Origin of the sequence: Streptomyces uncialis, assembly GCF_036250755.1 — a bacterium.
GTDB lineage: Bacteria > Actinomycetota > Actinomycetes > Streptomycetales > Streptomycetaceae > Streptomyces > Streptomyces uncialis.
Window position 1 is genome coordinate 6117428 of record NZ_CP109583.1, and the last position, 22508, is coordinate 6139935.

The 22508-nt window shown below is 72.4% G+C and carries 18 protein-coding genes and 1 pseudogene; 7 read left to right on the plus strand and 12 right to left on the minus strand.

The window, feature by feature from the left end:
- Positions 1–37: 37 nt before the first annotated feature.
- The 3 genes from orn to OG711_RS25590 form a co-directional block, all read right to left on the minus strand.
- On the minus strand, positions 38–664 hold the full coding sequence (orn, locus tag OG711_RS25580) for an oligoribonuclease (protein WP_073793840.1): 627 nt from the start codon (positions 662–664) through the stop codon (positions 38–40).
- Positions 665–674: 10 nt separating this feature from the next.
- On the minus strand, positions 675–1898 hold the full coding sequence (locus tag OG711_RS25585) for a helix-turn-helix domain-containing protein (RefSeq protein ID WP_073793839.1): 1224 nt from the start codon (positions 1896–1898) through the stop codon (positions 675–677).
- A 388-nt stretch (positions 1899–2286) separates the two neighbouring features.
- On the minus strand, positions 2287–2556 hold the full coding sequence (locus OG711_RS25590) for a hypothetical protein (RefSeq protein WP_329560648.1): 270 nt from the start codon (positions 2554–2556) through the stop codon (positions 2287–2289).
- A gap of 609 nt (positions 2557–3165) precedes the next feature.
- Between OG711_RS25590 and OG711_RS25595 the strand changes: the two genes are divergently transcribed.
- Together OG711_RS25595 and OG711_RS25600 are read left to right on the plus strand one after the other, a co-directional pair.
- Positions 3166–3690 carry a universal stress protein gene (locus OG711_RS25595; RefSeq protein ID WP_329560650.1) on the plus strand — a complete coding sequence of 175 codons (525 nt, stop codon included), beginning with the start codon at positions 3166–3168 and terminating at the stop codon, positions 3688–3690.
- 404 nt (positions 3691–4094) lie between these two features.
- Positions 4095–4664: a GPR1/FUN34/YaaH family transporter gene (locus tag OG711_RS25600; protein ID WP_073793837.1), complete on the plus strand. Its 570-nt coding sequence runs from the start codon at positions 4095–4097 to the stop codon at positions 4662–4664.
- Between the two features lie 144 nt (positions 4665–4808).
- On the opposite strand, the gene glmS is transcribed toward OG711_RS25600, so the two are convergent.
- The 3 genes from glmS to OG711_RS25615 form a co-directional block, all read right to left on the minus strand.
- On the minus strand, positions 4809–6626 hold the full coding sequence (gene glmS / locus OG711_RS25605; RefSeq protein WP_073793836.1) for a glutamine--fructose-6-phosphate transaminase (isomerizing): 1818 nt from the start codon (positions 6624–6626) through the stop codon (positions 4809–4811).
- 89 nt (positions 6627–6715) lie between these two features.
- Positions 6716–6973, minus strand: a complete 258-nt coding sequence (locus OG711_RS25610) for a hypothetical protein (protein WP_073793835.1) — start codon at positions 6971–6973, stop codon at positions 6716–6718.
- 199 nt (positions 6974–7172) lie between these two features.
- Positions 7173–8072 carry a DUF4429 domain-containing protein gene (locus tag OG711_RS25615; RefSeq protein ID WP_073793834.1) on the minus strand — a complete coding sequence of 300 codons (900 nt, stop codon included), beginning with the start codon at positions 8070–8072 and terminating at the stop codon, positions 7173–7175.
- A gap of 178 nt (positions 8073–8250) precedes the next feature.
- Between OG711_RS25615 and OG711_RS25620 the strand changes: the two genes are divergently transcribed.
- The gene (locus OG711_RS25620) at positions 8251–9864 is read left to right on the plus strand and encodes a beta-N-acetylhexosaminidase (RefSeq protein ID WP_073793833.1); all 1614 of its coding nucleotides are present in this window, start codon (positions 8251–8253) and stop codon (positions 9862–9864) included.
- Between the two features lie 95 nt (positions 9865–9959).
- Here the strand turns inward: OG711_RS25620 and OG711_RS25625 are convergent, their stop codons facing one another.
- The 5 genes from OG711_RS25625 to OG711_RS25645 all read right to left on the minus strand — a co-directional run bounded on the left by OG711_RS25625 (position 9960) and on the right by OG711_RS25645 (position 18219).
- A complete protein-coding gene (locus OG711_RS25625; protein ID WP_329560655.1) occupies positions 9960–11351 on the minus strand; it encodes a pyridoxal phosphate-dependent decarboxylase family protein in 1392 nt (463 codons plus the stop codon).
- A 959-nt stretch (positions 11352–12310) separates the two neighbouring features.
- On the minus strand, positions 12311–13477 hold the full coding sequence (locus tag OG711_RS25630; protein WP_073793831.1) for an acyl-CoA dehydrogenase family protein: 1167 nt from the start codon (positions 13475–13477) through the stop codon (positions 12311–12313).
- Positions 13474–14460 carry a hydroxymethylglutaryl-CoA lyase gene (locus tag OG711_RS25635; protein ID WP_329560657.1) on the minus strand — a complete coding sequence of 329 codons (987 nt, stop codon included), beginning with the start codon at positions 14458–14460 and terminating at the stop codon, positions 13474–13476. Before OG711_RS25635 ends, OG711_RS25630 begins: the two co-directional genes overlap by 4 nt.
- Positions 14457–16499: an acetyl/propionyl/methylcrotonyl-CoA carboxylase subunit alpha gene (locus OG711_RS25640; RefSeq protein ID WP_329564018.1), complete on the minus strand. Its 2043-nt coding sequence runs from the start codon at positions 16497–16499 to the stop codon at positions 14457–14459. The genes OG711_RS25635 and OG711_RS25640 overlap by 4 nt, the downstream gene beginning before the upstream one ends.
- 97 nt (positions 16500–16596) lie before the next feature.
- Positions 16597–18219 (minus strand): carboxyl transferase domain-containing protein, encoded by a 1623-nt coding sequence (locus OG711_RS25645; protein WP_073793830.1) that lies wholly within the window; start codon positions 18217–18219, stop codon positions 16597–16599.
- A gap of 117 nt (positions 18220–18336) precedes the next feature.
- On the opposite strand from OG711_RS25645, the gene OG711_RS25650 reads away from it, so the two are divergent.
- The 4 genes and pseudogenes from OG711_RS25650 to OG711_RS25665 form a co-directional block, all read left to right on the plus strand.
- On the plus strand, positions 18337–18933 hold the full coding sequence (locus OG711_RS25650) for an SACE_7040 family transcriptional regulator (RefSeq protein WP_329560659.1): 597 nt from the start codon (positions 18337–18339) through the stop codon (positions 18931–18933).
- Positions 18934–19209: 276 nt separating this feature from the next.
- Entirely contained in the window at positions 19210–19791 is a 582-nt protein-coding gene (locus OG711_RS25655) for a histidine phosphatase family protein (protein WP_329560661.1), read from the plus strand.
- A 406-nt stretch (positions 19792–20197) separates the two neighbouring features.
- Positions 20198–21025 (plus strand): phytanoyl-CoA dioxygenase family protein, encoded by an 828-nt coding sequence (locus OG711_RS25660; protein ID WP_329560663.1) that lies wholly within the window; start codon positions 20198–20200, stop codon positions 21023–21025.
- A gap of 121 nt (positions 21026–21146) precedes the next feature.
- Positions 21147–21671, plus strand: a pseudogene (locus tag OG711_RS25665) (DUF6309 family protein); the annotation flags it as partial.
- Positions 21672–21701: 30 nt separating this feature from the next.
- On the opposite strand, the gene OG711_RS25670 reads toward OG711_RS25665, so the two are convergent.
- On the minus strand, positions 21702–22451 hold the full coding sequence (locus OG711_RS25670; protein WP_329560665.1) for an SDR family oxidoreductase: 750 nt from the start codon (positions 22449–22451) through the stop codon (positions 21702–21704).
- Positions 22452–22508: the final 57 nt, after the last annotated feature.

Consider the following 22508-nt stretch of genomic DNA (forward strand, 5'->3'; position numbering starts at 1 on the left):
AGTGTACAGGGTCCGGGAGGGTGCTCGCGCACACGTTTCACGGAGCTGTGGGCGCCGTGGGGTCGGAGGCGGGCAGGACGTGCTTGGCGGCGATCTTGCGGGCGGTGTCGGAGTCCGGTCCGGGCTGCGGGACGAAGATCGCCTCGCGGTAGTAGCGCAGCTCGGCGATGGACTCGCGGATGTCCGCCAGCGCTCGGTGGTTGCCGTTCTTGTCGGGGCTGTTGAAGTAGGCCCGGGGGTACCAGCGGCGGGCCAGTTCCTTGACGGAGGACACGTCCACGATCCGGTAGTGGAGGTAGGACTCCAGGTCCGGCATGTCCCGGGAGAGGAAACCGCGGTCGGTGCCGACGGAGTTCCCGCACAGGGGAGCCTTGCCCGGTTCCTTGACGTGTTCGCGGAGGTACGCGAGGACGCGTTCCTCCGCGTCGGCCAGGGTGGTGCCGCCCGCCAGCTCGGCGAGGAGACCCGAGGTGGTGTGCATCTGCCGCACCACCTCGGGCATGGTCTCCAGCGCCTCGTCCGGCGGGCGGATCACGATGTCCACCCCGTCACCGAGGATGTTCAGCTCGGAGTCGGTGACCAGTGCGGCCACCTCGATGAGTGCGTCGTTCGCCAGCGAGAGTCCGGTCATCTCGCAGTCGATCCACACCATGCGATCGTTCATGCGCCTTACCCTACGGCGCGCTCCGCTGCCCCGGCAGGCTCGGGCGCCCCATTAGCCCTGACGCGTACACGTCCGAGCCATGTCCGTGCCGCCCCGGGTCGGGGGACAGGGACGGGTGCGGACCGTGCGAGCCGGCCACAGGAGTGCGCCTGGTCTGCGCCGGGACCGGGGAGTCCGGCCCCGTGAGCGGCCCGGCGTCGACCAGTTTCTCCCCCTGCGGACGGCGGGCCCGGTAGGCGGCCCGGTACGCGGCGGGAGAGGAGCCGAGCTGGCGCCGGAAGTGGCCGCGCAGCGCGACAGGGGAGCGGAAGCCGCAACGGCCCGCCACCTCGTCGACCGAGTAGTCGGAGGTCTCCAGGAGACGCTGCGCCTGGAGGACCCGCTGGGTGATCAGCCACTGGAGCGGCGCGCTGCCCGTGAGCGAACGGAACCTGCGGTCGAAGGTCCGGCGGCTCATATAGGCACGGGCCGCGAGCGTCTCCACGTCGAACTGCTCGTGCAGATGCTCCAGCGCCCAGGCGACGACCTCCGCGAGGGGGTCGGCGCCGATCTCCTCCGGTAAAGACCTGTCGAGGTAGCGCTCCTGGCCGCCGCTGCGCCGGGGTGGCACCACGAGCCTGCGGGCGAGCGCGCCCGCCGCCTCGTTGCCATGGTCGGTGCGCACGATGTGCAGGCACAGATCGATGCCCGCGGCCGTGCCCGCGCTGGTGAGTACGTCCCCGTCGTCGACGAAGAGTTCCCTGGGGTCCACATGGACCGACGGGTACCGCTTCGCCAGGGTCGGCGCGTACATCCAGTGGGTGGTGGCCGGCCGGCCGTCGAGCAGTCCGGCGGCGGCGAGCACGAAGGCTCCCGTGCACAGCCCGACGATCCGCGCGCCCTCCTCATGGGCGCGGCGCAGCGCGTCGAGCGCGTCCTCCGGCGGCGGCGCGGTGATCGAGCGCCAGGCCGGGACGACGACGGTGCCCGCGCGGGCGATCGCCTCCAGGCCGTGCGGCGCGGTGAGTTCGAGTCCGCCGGTCGTCCTGAGCGGTCCGTCCTCGCCGGCGCTCACCAGCAAGCGGTAGCGCGGCACTCCGGCGTCCTGGCGGTCGATACCGAACACCGAGAGCGGGATCGAACTCTCGAAGATGGGGCCGCCGCTGAACAGCAGCACCGCGACTATTTCCCGTCGGCGTCGCCCGGATAGCTTCCGGGCGACCGCCTCGGGTGCGGCAGTGGAGTCGTGGCTCATGGCGCTAAGCCCCCCTCGGTGGTCGCGGCGCCCCTAACGTCTCGGGCTTGTCGCTCCAGCACATTTCCCCTCGGTCCTGCACGAGTCCCCCGCCGTAAGACAGTCATGATCGAATCTACTGTGTTCCGTGGTGCCCGCGTGACCACTTTTGCACCCCAGCACATTGTCGACATGGCAACTTGGCGTAAAGCATTCGATCACGAAGCGTGGCACTCCGGGAGCGCTTCGGGAAGTACGCATTCGGTGCGTGGCCGGTCCGCGTAGGGTGCGAATCCGGCCGTCGACCCTTTCTTCCCTGGTGGGAACGGGGATGGACGGGGTCTGGACCAAAGGAAGCCGCCCTTGGCCAAGTTGGCTGAAATCTTACGGGGGCGTGCGACGAAACCGGTCAGCTCTCCGGCGTGCGCCTGTAAGAGGCGCGTATAGGGGACGGACGGCGGGCGGGGCCGGCTCCCGCCGGGCGGCGGGTGGTCCGCCGCAGGAGTATCCGGCACCCGGCCGCCACCGCCATCAGACCGAGCGCCGCACCGGTTGCTCCTGCGAGTGCGGCCGTGCCCGTGAGGAGCGCGATCGGGACGGCGAGGGTGGTGAAGACGGCCCAGCGCATGCCCGCTGCGGCGGGACCGGGGGCGGGTACGGGGGGAGGGGGTCCTGGCATGTTTGCACTTCCATGGGAGAGGGTTCGCAATGCCCAACGCGCCGGTGCTCCCACGGTCACCTCGCGGCTCGCCCGCCGGGCCCCGCCGACGGCTCCCCGCTCCACGGCGCACGCCGGTCCGCACCGCCCCCGCGGGCTCCCGCACACCCGTCTCCAGAGGTCGCCGCCGGACGGCCGACGGACTCCCTTACGGCGTATACCACCCGTAAAGGACCCGGCCAGGTCGTCTCAGATTGAACGAACTGTTGTCCGAGAGATGTGGTCATCCGGCCCCCGAAGCGGCTGTAAGTGGCAGCCACCATTGCCAGCGGGCCCGGCGCTCATGCATGCTCCCGGGGTACGCCCCCGGGGTGTGCCGCGCCCCGGCGCGGCACTGAGCGGTACGCGCCGGGACAGTGGGCATGAGGGGAGTGTCGCCGTACCCTTGGGGGTAGGGGGTTGGGAAGATGATTCCCGGACACAGCTCCGGGGTACCGACCCAGCAGCCCCGACGCAGCTCCCGACCCGGACCTCCTTGACAGCCGCATCCTCCGACAGCTCCGCAGCCCGCAGCCCCGCTCGGGCCCTCCAGCCGCCCCTCCTCAGAGGATCTTCTTCGCCGAGACACCCATGGCCGGTCACGAATCCTTCGAACCCGCGGACCGCAAGCGTCAGGTCGCCGATCCGACGGCCGACCCGCTGGCGGCCGAAGAAGCACGCCACCCCTGCGATCCCGCCTTCAAGCACGGAGTCGTCGTCGGTTTCGACGGGTCCATGTCCAGCGAGCGGGCCCTCGCCTACGCCATCGGCATGGCCCACCGCTCCAGCGCCGGTCTGATCATCGTGCATGTCGCCAACCGGCTGCCCACGACCGTCTGGGCGGGCTGCGAACCCCCCGTCTTCGTCGACGTCCCCGACCACCGCACCGAGGTCCTCGGGCTCGAACTCGCCTGCGCGGAATACCTCGCCGAGGTCCCCTGGGTCCTGGTCGAACGCGGCGGCGACATCTGCCATGAGCTGGAGGAGGTCGGCCGGGAGTACGAGGCCGACGCCATCGTCGTGGGCTCGACGCACGGGATCGTCGGCCGCATCTTCGGCTCCGTCGCCGGACGGCTCGCCCGCCGCGCCCAGCGCCCCGTCGTCGTCATCCCCTGACGACCCGCCCCGGGCCGCCCTGTCCCACCGGCTGACGTCCGCCCCCCCCGGCCCGGTCCTGCCCCTTGGTGAGGCCCCGTCCCCCGGCCCGGCGCCCGCCCCGTCGGCCGGTATCCGACCTCCGGCCCGGCGCCCACCCGTCGGCCGGTACCTCTGAGCCCGGCCCGACCCGACCCCGCCCCCGCTCCGCGCCCCGCGCGCGCCCCACCACCCCACCCCGCACGACCGTGCGGGCAACAGCCCCCGGGCCGGGGCCCGATGGGCGGGCCGACGGCGTCAACGGGTCGACAAATCTACTCATGCGTAGGGGTGAATCCGGCCCGCGCGCCGGGTACATAGCGGTCGCGGGCCGCAATCCAGCGGCCGACACCACGCGGCACGACCGCATTTGAAGGGAGCCCGCCGTGGACAGCGAAGTCTCTGCGGGAAGCAGCACCTCCACCCTCGGCCATCTCGCCCTCGGCCTCACCCTGCTGGCCTTCGGTATCGGCCATACCCAGGTCATCGACGGGGTGACGGCGGCCGACGCCGTCTCCGTGGCCACCTATCTCGGCGGGATAGCGCTGTTCCTCGCCGGGCTGCTGGCACTGCGCGACCATGACGCCCTCAACGGCACGGCGTTCGCCGGACTGGGAGCCCTCTGGTTCATCTGGGGCGCCGGCGCCGGCAGTCAGGTCTCGGCCAACGCGGCAGGGCTGTTCCTGCTGCTGTTCGCGCTGCTCGCGCTCAGTCTGACCCTGGCCTCCGCGGGAACGGTGCCGCTCGTCCGGGTCTCCTACGGTCTGCTGTCCCTCTCCCTGCTGCTGCTCGCCCTGGGGCAGTTCGGGGAATCGGGCGGGCTCGCCAAGGCCGGTGGCTGGTTCGCCGCCGCCGGAGGTCTCGCCGCGTGGTACGCGGCCACCGCGGCCCTCGCCCACTGGCCGACCGCCCTCCCCAAGCGCGCTGCCGGCCGTGGAGTGACGGCCACCGGCTGAGGCAGCCCGCGCCGGGGCTCGGGCGGCCCCGGCGCACCCAAGGAGTGATCCCTGTGCGCCGTCGTGGCTCGCACAGGGATCACTCGTGTCCGGGGTCGGGCGGGACCGGGGTGAGGCGGGTCCGTCCGAGGCCCGGCCGGGTGACTACTCCACGGTCACGGACTTCGCGAGGTTGCGGGGCTTGTCGATGTCCCGGCCCAGCGCCAACGCCGTGTGGTAGGCGAGCAGTTGCAGCGGGATGCCCATGAGGATCGGGTCCAGCTCGTCCTCGTTCTTCGGGACGACGATCGTCCGGTCGGCCTTCTCCTGCTCCTGGTGGGCCACCGCGAGGATGCGTCCGCTGCGGGCCTTGATCTCCTCCAGCGCCGCCCGGTTCTTCTCCAGCAGATCGTCGTCGGGCACGATCGCGACCGTCGGCAGCGCGGGCTCGATCAGCGCGAGCGGACCGTGCTTCAGCTCCGAGGCGGGATACGCCTCGGCGTGGATGTACGAGACCTCCTTGAGCTTCAGCGACGCCTCACGGGCCACCGGGTAGCCGCGCACCCGGCCGATGAACATCATCGAGCGGGCGTCCGCGTACTCACGGGCCAGCGCCTTGATGTCGTCCTCCTGCTTGAGGATCTCGTCGATCTGGCCGGGCAGCTTGCGCAGGCCCTCGATCATCCGCTTGCCGTCGGCCACCGACAGATCGCGGGTGCGGCCCAGGTGCAGGGCGAGCAGCGCGAAGGCGACGGTGGTGTTGGTGAAGCACTTGGTGGAGACGACGCACACCTCGGGACCGGCGTGCACGTACACCCCGCCGTCGGCCTCCCGGGCGATCGCCGAGCCGACGACGTTGACCACACCGAGCACCCGGGCGCCCTTGCGCTTCAGCTCCTGCACGGCGGCCAGCACGTCGTACGTCTCACCGGACTGCGAGACCGCGATGTAGAGGGTGTCCGGGTCCACCACCGGGTTGCGGTAGCGGAACTCGGAAGCGGGCTCGGCGTCGGCGGGGACCCGGGCCAGCTCCTCGATCATCTGGGCGCCGATCATGCCCGCGTGGTACGAGGTGCCGCAGCCGAGGATCTTCACCCGGCGTACCGCGCGCGCCTCCCGGGCGTCGAGGTTCAGCCCGCCGAGGCGGACCGTGGAGAACCGGTCGTCGATCCGGCCGCGCAGCACCCGGTCCACGGCCTCGGCCTGCTCGTGGATCTCCTTGTGCATGTACGTGTCGTGGCCGCCCATGTCGTACGACTCGGCCGCCCACTCCACGGTGGTCGGGGAGGCCGTCGTACGGGTGCCCTCGGTGGTGTAGGTGCGGAAGTCGTCGGCCTTCAGGGTCGCCATCTCGCCGTCGTCGAGGGTGACGACCTGACGGGTGTGGGTGACCAGCGCGGCGACGTCGGAGGCGACGAACATCTCCTTCTCACCGATGCCGAGGACGACGGGGGAGCCGTTGCGGGCGACGACGATCCGGTCCGCGAAGTCGGCGTGCAGCACGGCGATGCCGTAGGTGCCCTCGACCATCCGCAGGACCGCGCGGACCTTCTCCTCCAGGGTCGGGGCGTCCGAGCGGGCGATGAGGTGGGTCAGTACCTCGGTGTCCGTCTCGGAGCGGAACTCGATGCCCTCGGCGGTGAGCTTGGTCCGCAGGTCGGAGGCGTTGTCGATGATGCCGTTGTGGACGACGGCGACCCGGCCGGAGCCGTCCAGGTGCGGGTGGGCGTTCTCGTCGGAGGGGGCGCCGTGGGTGGCCCAGCGGGTGTGGGCGATCCCGGTGGTGCCGGTGAAGCGGGCGGGGACCTTGGCCTCCAGGTCACGGACCCGGCCCTTGGCCTTGACCATCTTCAGTCCGGTGGCCTTGGGGCCCGTGATCACCACACCGGCCGAGTCGTAGCCGCGGTACTCCAGCCGCTGGAGCCCTTCCAGGAGCAGCGGGGCCACATCGCGCCTGCCGATGTATCCGACGATTCCGCACATGGAACGTGTCCTCTGTTTCTGTGTTCTCGGACGGCCGTGACGGCTCCCCGGGTCGCCCCCGGGGCCCGGGGGTCTCCCGGATGCCGTCGCTAGCCGTAGACGATGCGGCGCAGCTGCCTCAGTGAGAGGGTCGGCGGCGCGACCGCGCGGTAGCTCAGTTCCGCCTCGATCCGTTCGAAGATCTCCGCGTTCACCAGGCCCTGACCCTGGAGTTCGCGGTGGCGGCGACGGACGAAGTCCTCCGTCGTCTCGTCGAAGTACGCGAGGACGTCCTGGACCACCCGCAGGGCCTCGCCGCGGCTCAGCGGCGTACTGCGCGTCAGATGATCGACAAGGTCGTCGTGCACCCGTTGATCCTGGGACAACCGAGGCGCTTACGCAAGAATCCTGCCCGATTTCGGGCAGAGCGGCCCCCGATTGCGGGTCGGGGGCCGCCCAGGGCGAAGTGAGGGACGTTCAGAAAAGCCGTGTGAGATTACATAAGGCGCGAATAGTGTGCCAATGGTGTGCGAAGGGGAAGAATGCGCCCAAACCGCACCTCCCGGGTCACATCCGGCTGAGGACCGCCTGCTTGGCCGCGGTGAACTCCTCCTGGGTGAGCACCCCCGCCTCCCGCAGCTCGCCCAGCTCCCGCAGCCTCCGCAGCAGCGCGTCGTGATCGTCCGCGAGAGGCGCGGGCGCGGGGGCCGGGGGCGCGGCGGGGGCCGCGGTGAGCGCCTTCGGCGGGGTGTCCCGGGTGAGCGCGGCCGGGTGCGGCAGCCGGGCCTGCACGGCCGCGGCGATCAACGCCATCAGCGGGTCCTTGCGGAACCCCCACAGGACCACCGCGTGCGGATCGTACTTCGGCGGTGCCTTCGTCGGCGGGACATTGCGCACGGTGAAACGGATGAAGCCGTTCTCCAGCCCCGCCGACGGCTGCCACTCGACGCCCTGGAGGGAGTCGACGGCCAGCGACCGGGTCCCGGCGGCGGCCTTCGCCTCCTCCGTCTTCCAGTTCCACTCCAGCCGTACATGCTCCCCGTCGAAGCTCGCCGTCCCGTCGCCCGCCTGCACCGACAGCGGCACCGAGGGGCCCGCCATCAGATAGCGGTCGGCCGGGCCGGACGGCACCTCGTCCAGCAGCAGGGCGTTGCGGACCTCGTCCACGAAGTACTCCGCGACCCCGCCCCGGTCCGGCTCCACCGACAGCTGGTACGGGTCCGTGCCGTCCGTCAGATGCCCGCCCGCGGCCTGGAGCAGCGGATCGGCCCCCTCCCGCAGCCGCAGCCGCAGCCGCCCGGCCTTGCGGCCCTGCTCGAAGGAGACACCCGCGACCGCCGTGAGCGGCACGGTCAGTTCACCCAGGGTCCTGCGGAGCAGACTCACCGCCTTGTCCCGGCCCGGTACGAGCCGCAGGGTCCCACCGTCGAAGGTCCAGGTTCCGTCGCGCTGGATGATTTCCGCCATACGGGGATTCTCCCATCCCCGGCCAGGGTGGATGCTGGGTCCATGGACCGCGGGGGCGCGTACGAGGCACGCCCGCGGACCGCCGGCGCCAGGGGTCCCCGGCTCCCGTCCGCCGCCCACGACGAACCCCCTGCTGGATCCTGTGCTGGACCCCCAACGAACCCCGGAAGGAACGCCGGTGAACCCGCGTCACAGAACACCCCGGCTGGTCGGCTCGCTGCTGCTCCTCGCCACCACCGCCATCTCCTGCGCGGGCACCGCCGAGGACGGGGGCAAGAGCGGCTCACCGGCCGCCGCCGTGCCCGCGCTCGGCCGGGTGATCCCCGCGCCCGCCTCCGTCGAGCCCGGCGGGTCCGCGTTCCGGCTCACGGCCGCGACCCCGCTGCGGGTCGACGGCTCCCGCGCGGCCCAGGACGTCGCCGGATACCTCGCCGGGGTGCTGCGGCCCTCGACCGGCTACCGGCTGCCCGTCACCGGGGACGCCGGGGACGACGGCATCCGGCTGCTGCTCAGCGACGGGGAGCGGGAGCTCGGCGCCGAGGGATACCGGCTGGAGAGCACGGAACGGGCGGTGACGATCACCGCCCGGAAGGCCGCCGGACTCTTCCACGGGGTGCAGACGCTGCGCCAGCTGCTGCCCGCCGCCGTCGAGCGCGACAGCGAGCAGCGCGGGCCCTGGACGGTGCCGGGCGGCACGGTCGAGGACACCCCCCGGTACGCCTACCGGGGCGCGATGCTGGACGTGGCGCGGCACTTCTTCACCGTCGAGGAGGTGAAGCGGTACATCGACCAGCTGGCCCTGTACAAGCTGAACAAGCTGCATCTGCATCTCACCGACGACCAGGGCTGGCGGCTCGCCGTCGACTCCTGGCCGAGGCTCACCGGCGTCGGCGGCGCCATCGAGGTCGGCGGCGGCGAAGGCGGCTTCTGGACCAAGGCGCAGTACCGGGAGCTGGTGGAGTACGCGGCCTCGCGGCATCTGGAGGTGGTGCCCGAGATCGACATGCCGGGCCACACCGGTGCCGCCCTCAGCGCATACGCGAAGCTGAACTGCGACGGCAAGGCGCTCGACCCGTACACCGGCATCGAGGTCGGGCTGACCTCGCTGTGCGTGCCGAAGGAGGTCACGTACGACTTCGTGGACGATGTGATCCGGGAGCTGGCGGAGCTGACGCCCGGCCCGGTCATCCACATCGGCGGCGACGAGGCGCATGTGACGCCGCACGACGAGTACGCCGCCTTCATGGACCGGGCGCAGGCCGTCGTCGGCAAGTACGGCAAGCGGGTCATGGCCTGGCACCAGCTCGCCGGGGCCCGTCCGGTGGACGGCGCGATCATCCAGTACTGGGGGTACGACAAGACGAAGGACGCCGAACGCGAGGGCGTGGCCGACGCGGCCCGCGCGGGCGCGAAGGTGGTGCTGTCCCCGGCCGACCGGTCGTACCTGGACATGAAGTACACCGAGGAGACCGAGCTGGGTCTCAAGTGGGCGGGCCTGGTGGAGGTACGGCGCTCCTACGACTGGGACCCGGCCGCGTATCTGGAGGGGCTGCCCGAGGACGCGGTGCTCGGGGTCGAGGCGCCGCTGTGGACGGAGACGCTCGGGACGACGGAGGAACTGGACGTCATGGCGTTCCCCCGGCTGCCCGGGATCGCGGAGCTGGGCTGGTCGCCGCGGGCCACCCATGACTGGGACACCTACAAGCACCGGCTGGTGGCACAGGCGCCCCGCTGGGACGCGCTGGGCATCCGCTACCACCGCTCCCCGCAGGTGCCCTGGCCGAAGGACTGACCCGGCGGGCCGGAGCCGGGGAAGCGGACGGCCCCGGCCCGCCCCGTCCCCGGGGCCGGCCGGACAGCGGTCGACCGCCCCCCTGTGACGGGTGGTCAGCCGATGGGGCCGAGGCGCTCCGCGAGATACCGCTCGGCGTGCCGGGAGATCAGGTCCAGCACGGCGCCGAGGTCGGCGGGTGTCGTCGCGGGGTCGAGCAGGGTCAGCTTGAGGTAGCGGCGGGCGCCCACCTTGGTGTCCGCGAGCACGGCGTCGCCCGAGTCGAACAGGGCTTTCCTGGCGTGGAGGTTGGCGCGGTCGATGTCCGCGGGGCCGGTCACGACCGGCGGCAGGTAGCGGAACACCAGGGTGGACAGCGCCGGTTCCATCAGGACCTCGAAGCGGGGGTCGGCGTCGAGGAGCCGCCAGCCCTCGGTGGCCAGGTCGCACACCTCGTCGAAGAGGTCCCCGACCGCGTCGGCGCCCATCACCCGCAGGGTCATCCACAGGGTGAGCGCGTCGAAACGGCGGGCCGTCCGCGCCTCCCGTCCCGCGCCGCGCGGTGCGGGGCGCAGGACCGAGCCGTCCCGGACCAGGACCGCCCTCGAACCCACCGGCTGGAAGAAGGACTTGTGGTAGTCGACGGTGACGGAGTCGGCGTGCTCGATGCCCGCGAGGCGGTGGCGGTTGCGGCGGGAGGCGAGCAGTCCGCAGCTGTACGAGGCGTCGACGTGCAGCCACACGCCGTACCGCGCGCACAGTGCGGCGATCTCCGGCAGCGGGTCGATGGAGCCGAAGTCGGTACTTCCGGCGGTGGCGACGACCGCCATGGGGAGCAGTCCGGCGCGCTCGCAGCGGGCGAGTTCACGGGCGAGGGCGAGCACCCGCATCCGCCCGTCCGGGTCGCCGGGCACGGTGATGACGGCGTCCGGTCCGAGTCCTAGCTGTCCGGCGGCCGTCCGGACGCCGAAGTGACCGGCTTCCGAGGTGAGGACGCGCAGCCGCGCCGGGTCGCTGTCCCCGGTCCTGGCCAGCGCGAGCGTCAGCGCCTGGACGGTGGAGCGGGTGCCGCCGCCGGTGAAGACACCGTCGGCGGCGGGGCCGAGGCCGAGGCGGCCGGCGGTCCAGTCGATGAGCCGGCGCTCGATCAGGGCGCCGCCGGCCGACGGATCACGCGTGGCGAGCGGGGAGTCGACGGCGGCGAGCACGGCTTCGCCGACGGCCGCGGGGATGACGACGGGGCAGTGCAGATGCGCGAGGTAGCGGGGGCGGCGGAAGGAGAGGGTGTCGCGCAGGTAGATCCCGTCCAGCTCGTCGAGGGCGAGACCCGTGTCGCCCAACGGGCGGTCGAGGTCGATCGCGGCGAGGCGCGGGGCGGGGGGTTCGGGGGTCCGGGCGGGGGACTGCCGTCCGGTGGTGGCGGCTCTTGTCGCCACCCGCTCGATTCCCTCGGTCACGGAGCGGCGGTACCGCTCCGTGGTCGTGTCATGGAGCAGGTGCGAACGCATGGGTCCTCCCGGACGGGGCGGTGGCGTGGGGGATGCCGGCGTTGAATTTAGGTAAGCCTAACCTAATGTCTCCGTCGGTGTCCGGGCGGGCCGCCTCCGCGGGTCGCCTTCGCTTGCGCTTCCCAGGTCTGTCCGGCGGGACGTATTTGTCCCTGCGCGGGTCGCCTTCGCTTGCGCCTCCAGGGTTCCCCACCTGGCCGTACTTGTCCCTGCGCGGGCCGTCCGTGGGTGCGCAGTTCCCCGCGCCCCTTCGGTCGCGCCCCTGCGGTTCCCGTTCGGGTGCGGATGGCTCTTGGTTGCTCGCGCAGTTCCCCGCGCCCCCGGATGCTGCCCCTTCGGGCTGTTCGTCGGGTGCGGGTCGGCCCTCGTTTTTGCGCAGTTCCCCGCGCCCCTTTGGGGGCGCCCCATCATGTTGTCCGTCGTCTGCGGAACCACCCTCCTCGCGGACTCGCACGTCTACGGGAGGGGGTGGGCGGGAATCTCTGCTCGCAGACTCCGATGCTCTTCAGTCGGGTCAGGGGCGTCGTACCGAGCGTGTCGGATCGAGGACGGAGAATCCCGACCGGCACCGACCCGAAGAACAAGCCGGACGCGCCCCAAAGGGGCGCGGGGAACTGCGCAAAAGACGAGAACCGCCCCGCACCCGAAGAGCGACGAACAGGGGCAGCACCCAGGGGCGCGGGGAACTGCGCGAAACCACCGAGCGACGGCACAGGAACGAAGTGCGTCCCGCCGGACAGACCTCACAAGCGCAAGCGAAGGCGACCCGCGGGGAACTGCGCACCCACCGAGCGACGGCACAGGAACGAAGTGCGTCCCGCCGGACAGACCTGGGAAGCGCAAGCGAAGGCGACCCGCGGGGAACTGCGCACCCACCGAGCGACGGCACAGGAACGGAGTACGTCCCGCCGGACAGACCTCACAAGCGCAAGCGAAGGCGACCCGCAGGGGAAACCCCGTTACCCCGTAAGGCCAAGCTCGCGAGCGATCAGCATGCGCTGGACCTCGCTCGTCCCCTCCCCGATCTCCAGGATCTTGGAGTCCCGCCACATCCGCGCCACGGGGTACTCGTTCATGAACCCGTACCCCCCATGCACCTGCGTGGCCTCCCGCGCGTTGTCCACCGCGATCGTCGAGGAGTACAGCTTCGCCAGCGCGGCCTCCTTCTTGAAGGGCTCACCGGCGACCAGCCGGCTCGCCGCGTCCCGCCACGCCAACCGCGAGGTGTACGCCTTCATCTCCATGTCCGCGATCTTGAACTGGATCGCCTGGTACGACCCGATGTTCCGCCCGAACGCGTGCCGTTCCTTCGCGTACTTCACCGACTCGTCGACACACCCCTGCGCGAGCCCCGTGGCCAGCGCCGCGATGGCGATCCGGCCCTCGTCCAGGATGCGCAGGAACTGCGCGTACCCGCGTCCCAGCTCCCCGAGCAGGTTCGCCGCCGGGACCCGTACGTCCACGAAGGACAGCTCCCGGGTGTCGGAGGCGTTCCAGCCGACCTTGGAGTAGGGGGCGGCGACGGTGAACCCGGGCGTGCCCGACGGGACGATGATCGAGGAGATCAGCGGACCGCCGTCCGGCTTGCGGCCCGTGACCGCGGTGACGGTGACCAGCCCGGTGATGTCCGTACCGGAGTTGGTGATGAAGCACTTCGTGCCGTTGATGACCCACTCGCCGGTCGCCTCGTCCAGCCGGGCGGTCGTCCGGGTGGCACCCGCGTCGGAACCGCCGTCCGGCTCGGTCAGCCCGAACGCGCCGAGGGTCTCGCCCGCGCACAGCGCGGGCAGCCACGTCCGCTTCTGCTCCTCCGTGCCGAACAGATGCAGCGGCATCGCGCCCAGCGACACCCCCGCCTCCAGGGTGATCGCCACCGACGAGTCGACCCGCGCCAGTTCCTCCAGCGCGATCCCGAGCGCGAGGTAGTCGCCGCCCATCCCGCCGTACTCCTCCGGGAACGGCAGCCCGAACAGGCCCATCCGGCCCATCTCCCGGACGATCTCGTACGGGAACTCATGACGCTCGTAGAGCTCGCCGATCTTCGGCGCGACCACGTCGTGGGCGAACGCCTCGACGGTGCGCCGCAGTTCTTCGTGCTCGGGGGAGAGGCGGTGGTCGAGCGTCATGACTGCTGCTCCTCGGGGGACTGGTCCGCGGTGGCCCCGGTCAGGGCGCGGACGGTACGGGACGGGCTGGGGCGGCCCAGCCGGCCGGCCATCCACCCGCTCGTGGCGGTGAGACGGCCGAGGTCGACACCGGTCTCGACACCGAGACCGGTCAGCATCCAGACGAGGTCCTCGGTGGCGAGGTTGCCGGTGGCGGACTTCGCGAACGGGCAGCCGCCCAGTCCGCCCGCGGACGCGTCGACCGTGGTGACACCGTGCTGGAGGGCCGCGAGGGTGTTCGCGAGCGCCTGCCCGTAGGTGTCGTGGAAGTGCACCCCGATCCGGTCGGTGGGGACACCCTCCGCGTTCAGCGCGGTGAGCAGCGCGAGGACATGGCCGGGGGTGGCGACGCCGATGGTGTCGCCGAGGCTCAGTTCGTCGCAGCCCATGTCCAGCAGGGCCCGGGCGACCCGGACGACCTGGGCGAGGGGCACGGGCCCCTCCCACGGGTCGCCGAAGCACATCGACAGATAGCCGCGGACCCGGACCCCGCCGTGCTCACCGCCCTTGGCGCGGGTGACGACCGGCTCGAACATCGCGAGGGACTCGTCGACCGTGCGGTTCAGATTGGCCTTGGCGAACGACTCCGTGGCGCTGGCGAAGACGGCGACGCTCCGGGCGCCCAGCGCGAGGGCGCGGTCCAGACCGCGGGCGTTGGGCACCAGTACGGGCAGGGCCACGCCCCGCTCGCCCAGCTCGCGCACCAGCGGGTACAGCCGCTCCGCGTCGGCGAGCTGCGGCACCCACTTGGGGTGGACGAAGCTGGTGGCCTCGACGGTGGTGAGGCCCGCGTCGGCCAGCCGGTGGACGAACTCGGCCTTCACCTCGGTGGGGACGACCGCCTTCTCGTTCTGGAGTCCGTCGCGGGCGCCCACCTCGTGGATACGGACCCGGGGCGGGAGTCCGGGCACGGGCACGGGCATCGGCAGTCCGGCGGCGGTCATGAGACACCCTCCGCGCCGGTGCCGTCCCCGCTGCCGTCCTTGTCGCCGCCGCCGTTCCCGCCGCCGGTGTCCGGGGCGGTCGCGGGTTCGACGACCGCGAGGACCTGGTCCATCGCGACGGTGGTCCCGGGGCGTACGTCCAGCTCGGTGACCGTACCGGCGTGCGGGGCGGACACCATGTGCTCCATCTTCATCGCCTCGACCACCAGCAGGCTCTGCCCGGCGGTGACCTGGTCACCGACGGCGACCTTGACGACCGTGACCGTCCCGGGCATCGGGGCGGTGAGGGACCCGGCACCCGCGCCCGCGCCGCCGGTGAGGGACGCGGCCACCGGGTCGTGGTCCCGGACCTGCCAGGAGTCGCCGTCCCGCCCGAGCCAGTCGGCGGCCCGGTCGAAGGTGTGCCGGACGCCGTCGAGGGTGACGGTGACCCGGTCGGCGGTGACCGCCGCCGTGCCGCGCGGGACATGGGTGACGGGGTCCAGTCCCGGGACGCGCAGCGGGAACGCGACGGGGGCCGGGGTCCCGCCGAGGCGCCAGCCGGTCGGCGCGTCGAACGGGTCGCTCCAGCCGTCCGCCCGGGGGGCGGGGTGGAGCGCCGCGAGCCGGACCGCGGCGGCGGCCTCGTACACCTCCTCCGGCACCTCGCGGGGGACCAGTCCGTCGGCCTCCCGCTCGACCAGCCCGGTGTCCAGCCCGCCCGCGACCACCGCCGGGTGGGCGAGGAGGCGGCGCAGGAAGCCCGCGTTGGTGGGGACGCCGAGGGTGACCGTGTCCGCGAGCGCGGCCCGCAGCCGGCGCAGGGCGGTCGGCCGGTCGGGCCCGTACGCGATGACCTTGGACAGCATCGGGTCGTAGAGGCTGCCGACCTCCGTCCCGGCGCTGAGCCCCGAGTCGGTGCGGACCCCGTCACCGTCCGGTTCGCGCAGCAGGAGGACCGTGCCGCCGGAGGGCAGAAAGCCCCGGGCGCCCTCCTTGACGGAGACGGTCTCGGCGCAGATCCGGGCCTCCACGGCGTGCCCGGTCAGCGCGATGTCGTCCTGGCCGAACGGCAGCGGTTCACCGGCGGCGATCCGCAGCTGCCATTCGACGAGGTCGATCCCGGGGCGTCCGGCGACGGACACGGCCAGTTCGGTGACGGGGTGCTCGACCTGGAGGCGGGTGTTCATCTCCATGAACGAGAACCGGGACGGGTCCGCGCCGGGGACGATGAACTCGACGGTGCCCGCGCCCCGGTAGCCGCAGGAGCGGGCCGCCTGCACGGCCGCCTCGCCCATCGCGGCCCGGGTAGCCGGGTCCAGCAGGACGCTCGGCGCCTCCTCGATGACCTTCTGGTGGCGGCGCTGGAGCGAGCACTCGCGCTCCCCGAGATGGACGACCCCGCCATGGGCGTCCGCGAGGACCTGGATCTCGATATGGCGGGGCCGCTCGATCCAGCGCTCCACCAGAAGGGTGTCGTCACCGAAGGAGGCACGGGCCTCGCGCCGGGCGGCGGCGATCTCGTCACCGAGCGTGTCCGCGTCCCGGACCAGCCGCATGCCCTTGCCGCCGCCGCCCGCCGAGGGCTTCAGCAGTACGGGCATACCGATCGCGTGGGCGGCGGCGGTGAGCGCGGAGTCGTCCAGGGCCGATCCCGACGAGCCGGGGACCACCGGGACCCCGGCCGCGCGGACCGTCTCCTTGGCGCGGATCTTGTCGCCCATGAGGGCGATGGCCTCGGCGGACGGGCCGATGAAGGCGAGTCCGGCGTCGGCGCAGGCACGGGCGAATCCGGCGTTCTCCGCGAGGAAGCCGTACCCGGGGTGGACCGCCTGGGCGCCCGAACGGCGGGCCGCGTCCAGGATGCGGTCCACGGCGAGATAGCTCTCGGCGGACGGCGCCGGGCCGAGACGTACGGCGGTGTCCGCCTCCCGTACATGGCGGGCGTCGGCGTCCGCGTCGCTGAACACGGCGACCGAGCGGACGCCGAGGGCGCGCAGGGTACGGATCACCCGGACGGCGATCTCGCCGCGGTTGGCGACGAGGACGGTGTCGAACATCCGGGGGGCGGCGGCCGGGACGGCCCCGGCCGGGCCGGTGCCGATCGTGCCGGTGCCGGCGTCGGCGTGGGTCGTGGTGTCTGTCATGGCGTGGCCCTCACATCCGGAAGACGCCGAAGCCGTCGCCCCGGGGCGGCAGCGGGGCGTTGGCACAGGCGGTCAGGGCGAGGCCGAGGACCTGGCGGGTCTCCAGCGGGTCGATGACCCCGTCGTCCCAGAGCCGGGCGGTGGCGTAGTACGCGCTGCCCTGGGTGTCGTACTGGGCGCGGATCGGGTCCTTGAACGCCTCCTCGTCCCCGGCGGGCCACTCCTCGCCGCGCGCCGCGAGCTGGTCGCGCTTGACGGTGGCGAGCACGGACGCGGCCTGCTCGCCGCCCATCACGGAGATCTTCGCGCCGGGCCACATCCACAGGAAACGCGGCGAGTAGGCCCGGCCGCACATCGAGTAGTTGCCCGCGCCGTACGACCCGCCGATCACGACGGTCAGCTTCGGGACCCGGGCGCAGGCGACGGCCGTCACCATCTTCGCGCCGTGCTTGGCGATACCGCCCGCCTCGTACGCGCGGCCGACCATGAAACCGGAGATGTTCTGGAGGAACAGCAGCGGGATGCCGCGCTGGTCGCACAGCTCGATGAAGTGGGCGCCCTTCTGCGCCGACTCCGAGAAGAGGATGCCGTTGTTCGCGACGATGCCCACCGGGTGGCCGTGGACCCGGGCGAAGCCCGTCACCAGGGTCTGCCCGAACTCCGCCTTGAACTCCGCGAACCGGGAGCCGTCCACCACCCGCGCGATGACCTCACGCACGTCGTACGGGGTGCGGGAGTCGACCGGGACCGCGCCGTACAGCCCGTACGGGTCGGCCTTCGGCTCCTCGACCGGGGTCACCGTCCAGGGCGGGGCGCCGCGCGCGGGGAGCGTCGAGACGATGGTGCGGACGATCCGCAGGGCGTGCGCGTCGTCCTCCGCGAGATGGTCGGTGACGCCCGAGGTCCGGGAGTGGACCTCGCCGCCGCCCAGCTCCTCGGCGGTGACGACCTCGCCCGTCGCCGCCTTCACCAGCGGCGGGCCGCCCAGGAAGATCGTGCCCTGGCCCCGGACGATCACCGCTTCGTCGCTCATCGCCGGGACGTACGCGCCGCCCGCCGTGCAGGAACCGAGCACCGCCGCGATCTGCGGGATGCCCGCGCCGGACATCCGGGCCTGGTTGAAGAAGATCCGCCCGAAGTGGTCCCGGTCGGGGAAGACCTCGTCCTGCATCGGCAGGAACGCGCCGCCCGAGTCCACCAGGTACAGACACGGCAGCCGGTTCTCCAGGGCCACCTCCTGCGCCCGGAGGTGCTTCTTCACCGTCATCGGGTAGTAGGTGCCGCCCTTGACCGTGGCGTCGTTGGCGACGATCACGCACTCACGGCCCGAGACCCGGCCCACCCCCGCGATCACCCCGGCCGCCGGGGCGTCCCCGCCGTACAGGCCCTCGGCCGCGAGCGGGGCCAGCTCCAGGAACGGGGAGCCCGGGTCCAGCAGGGTGTCCACCCGGTCCCGGGGCAGCAGCTTGCCGCGCGCGGTGTGCCGGGCACGGGCGCGTTCGCCGCCGCCGAGGCGGACCCGGGCGAGCCGGGTACGCAGCTCCTCGCCGAGGGCCTGGTGCGCCGCCTCGTTGGTCCGGAACGCGGTGGAGGCGGGATCGGCCGCGCTCTCCAGCACCGGTGCCTCTTGCATCGTGTCGAGCCCCCTCGGCCGTACGGCGCCCTGTCCGGCCGTCCAGCGTTGTTAGTGAGCGTTAACGTCCGCTCTTCAGGTTAACGACCGCTAACGCCCCTGTCTAGAATTGACGGCATGGTCACCAGAACCGATGCCCTGACCCGCCGCGAGCAGATCCTCAAGGAAGCCGCGCGGCTCTTCGCCGAGCGCGGGTTCCACGGGGTGGGGGTGGACGAGATAGGGGCCGCCGTCGGCATCAGCGGCCCCGGGCTCTACCGCCACTTCGCGGGCAAGGACGCGATGCTGGCCGAGCTGCTCGTCGGGATCAGCGGACAGCTGCTCACCGGCGGCAGGCGGCGCGTCGAGGAGTCCGCCGCCGCCGACGACCCGGCCGCCCTCCTCGACTCCCTCATCGAGGGCCATATCGACTTCGCCCTCGACGACCGGCCGCTGATCACCCTCCACGACCGGGAACTGGACCGGCTCCGGGAGAGCGACCGCAAGCTGGTACGCCAGCTCCAGCGGCAGTACGTCGAACTGTGGGTCGACGCCGTACGCGCGCAGTACACGGCGCTGACCGAGACGGAGGCACGGGCCACCGTCCACGCCGTGTTCGGGCTGCTCAACTCCACCCCGCGGCTGAGCCGGCCCGGGGCGTTGCCCTCGCGGGCGGCCACGGCGGATCTGCTGCACCGGCTCGCGCGGGGGGCGTTCGCCGCGGCCTCGGGGTGACGGGACGCGGTGCGGTGCGGTGGTCCGGGGTGCGGGTCCGCCCGCTGCGCGGCCGTCCGGTGGGCCCGCTGCGCGGCCGTTCGGTGGGCTCGCTGCGCGGTCCCCTCCCGTGACCGTCAAGTCAAAGTCACCGTCACCACCGCCGCGGTCCCCGTACCCTCGTGCGTCAGGATGCCGGACACCACGGTGTCCACGGCGAGAGGAGGCGCTGGTGGCCGGACCGGTGGCCGGAAGGGGCACCCGGTCGCTCGCGGGCGCCGGGATCGGAGCCCCGGCATGACCGTGGAGATCATCTACGAGGCGCACTCCACCACGACGGACAACGAGGCCGGCATCTCCACCGGCGGGCTCCCGGGCCTTCTCTCGGCGCAGGGCCGCCGCGAGGCCCGTGAACTCGGCGAACGGCGCCGCGGTCAGGACATCGCGGCCGTGTTCAGCTCCGATCTGCGCCGCTCCGTCGACACCGCCCGGATCGCCTTCCCCGACGGCCGGCCCCCGATCCACGAGGACGCCCGGCTGCGGGAGTGCGACTACGGCGAGTTCAACGGCCGCCCGTCCCGGCTCGTCGCCGCCCGGCGCACCCGGCACCTCGACATCCCCTTCCCCGGGGGCCGGAGCTACCGCCAGGTCCTGGCCGCCACCGACTCCCTCCTCCAGGACCTGGCCCGGGACTGGGACGGCCGGCGCGTCCTCCTGATCGCCCATACGGCCAACCAGTGGGCGCTGGACTGTCTGCTCACCGGGGCTTCGCCCGAGGACGCGCTCGAAGTCCCGTTCACCTGGCAGCCGGGCTGGACCTACACACTGCCCTCAGGCTGGAACGGCCACCCCGGCGGGACCTCCCGCCCGCCGCACTGATGGACCGCGATCGACCGCGGCAAGCCCGTCCCGCTCACCCTGCGGACCCTGGACCCCGCCGACGCGGAACGGCTCGCGGAGATGACCGAAGCACTGCTGGACGCGACGCGGCACGGCTGAACATCGCACGGGGCGCGCCCGCCTGCCGCACGGCCCGATGCCGGAGTGCCCACAGGGAAACGGGGGAACGGTGCCGGTGGCGAGGGGGCCGATCCTGTTTGAGTCACACCGGTCCACACCGGCCATTGTCCGTCCGCCGCGCATACCGGGGGAGACAATCGGATAACTTTCCCTCCTGTTCCACGGAAATTGCCACGACAGCTGTCCGTCGTGGCCGTCAGTCATGTTCGGGGAAGTGCCGGATGGCGGTTCTCCGAAAGGCAATGGGATGCGGGAGGGATTTTCCATGCGCGCGCAGATTTCCATGGACCTGGAGAACGATCTTCTGGAGAAATTCCGTACCGACGGATACGTCGTACTCCCGGGCTTCCTTCCCCCGGATCTCCTCGCCCGGCTCCGGCCGGAGGTCGACCACTGGGTGGACAGCGGACTCCGCCGCCGCTCCATCGACGCCTGCCGGTACCCCGTTCCGGTCCCTGGCGGCCTCCCGCCCTTCGTGGAGATAGAGCTCCCCGCCCACGGCGAACTGGCCGCCCACCCCCCGCTGCTGCGGGTCCTGTGCCATCTGATCGGCCCGGACTTCGTCTTCCACCATCTGCACAGCGACCGCAGGGGCGCCGCCGCGCCCGGCAAGGCCTGGCACCACGACTACGAGCAGCATCCGCAGCGGGACCGGCGCCTGCCCATGGCCCACGCCCTGCACTACATCGGCGGACTCGACCCCTCGATGGACCCCCTCGCCGTACTGCCCGGCTCCCACCGGGAGGTCGTCGGCAAGACCGCCCGCGCGCATCTGGGCACCGGTGAGCTGCCCGGCGAGGTGGTGATCGACGACCTGCCGCCCGGTTCGACCGTCCTGCTGCACTCCGCGCTCTTCCACGCCCGGCGCGCCGCCCGCGAACCGGCCGGTGGGTTCCGCTACATGATCGACGGTTCCTACTGCCGGACCGGCGCGAAGTGGCCGCCGGTCAAACCGTACTGGCGGCATGTGCTGGCCACCGCGCGGCGGCTGGGCCTGGACCGGGGCGAGTGGCCGGAGCTGTTCAACGAAGCCCACTTCACCGAGTACGAGTCCACCGGGTACGGGTCCACCGAGTACGGGTCCACCGGGTAGGGGGGGACAGCCGCGCTGAGCCGTCCGGCGCGCGCGTCGTCACCTCCCGCCCCCGCCCCCGCCCCCGCTCCCGTTCGCCCCGAGCCCGTCCCGAGCCCGTCCCCGAAAGGCAGCACCCCGTATGAGAGTGATCGCCTCCGTCCCGTTCGGCCGTGTGCTGCGCGACCTCGCGGACGAGCACCCCTACGCGCCCGGTGACGAGGCCAACTCGAACGACGAGGCGGAGGAGCATCTGCACAGCGCCGACGCCGCGCTGGGCCACTGGCACCGTGTCCTGCTCGACCGCCGCGACATCCTCGGCATCGTGCTGCCCTGGCATCTCGGCGAGGGCGGCGCGGTCGAACTCGTCCCGCCCACCGGTATGACGGTCGCCGCGGCGGCCGTCCGGCTGCGCGCCCTGGGCGCGGAGTACGCCTCGGGCAATCCGCTGTGCGCGCACAAGCTCGACCGGCAGAGCGCCGCGCCGCCGCGCCCGCTCTACCTCAGCTCCCGCCCGGTCCCCGGCGCCGACTACGAACGTATGACGGCGGGGGAGGGACTGATCCATCTGGACGGGCTGCACCGCGTCCTGTCCTGGGAGCGGGCGGGCCGCCTCCCCGAGGTCCCGCTGATCGAGGCGTTCGTCGCGGCCGACGCCGCCTGGGCGCCGGCCCAGGACGCCGGTGCCCGGCCGCCCTCAGCCGCGCCCGACGTACGGCATGGAGCTGGGCATCACCGTCACGGACTGGATGTTGACCCCGACCGGAAGATCAGCCATGGCGCACACCATGTCGACGACATGCCGGATGTCCATGGTGGGCTCCACGCGCAGTGAGCCGTCGGCCTGGCGCACGGCGGGCTGCCCGCGGTCCTCGGGCGTCACATTGCCGATGTCGATCTGGCCGGCGGAGATGTCGTGGCGGCGGCCGTCCAGCGACAGCGAGCGCGTCAGCCCGGCGACCGCGTGCTTCGCTGCGGTGAACGCGATCGAGTCCGGCCGGGGCACCTGGGCGGAGGGAGCCCCGTTGTTGATGATCCGCCCGCCGCGCGGCGACTGCCGCTTCATCAGCCGGAACGCGGCACGCGAACAGAGGAACGTACCGGTGGCGACGGAGTCCATGACCCGGTGCCAGTCGGCGGCGGACACGTCCTCCGTCGGGGTGTACGGCATGACGTCGGCCGCGTTGTTGAAGAGGAGGTCGAGCCGCCCGAACCGGGCGTCGATCTCGGCGAACAGGTCGTCGACCGCGTCCGGGTCGGTCACGTCCGAGGTCACCGGCACGGCCCGGTCCCCGGCCGCCCCGGCCAGCCGTGCGGTCTCCTTCAGCGGCGCCTCGCGGCGGCCGGTCAGCACCACCGTCCAGCCGGCGGCCAGCAGACCGAGCGCGCAGGCCCGCCCGATGCCGCTGCCCGCACCCGTGACCACGGAAATTCTCCCGGCTGTCATACAGGAATTCCTTTCGTCATATGCCATCGGCCCGCCCGGCCTGAATTCTCCGGAAAT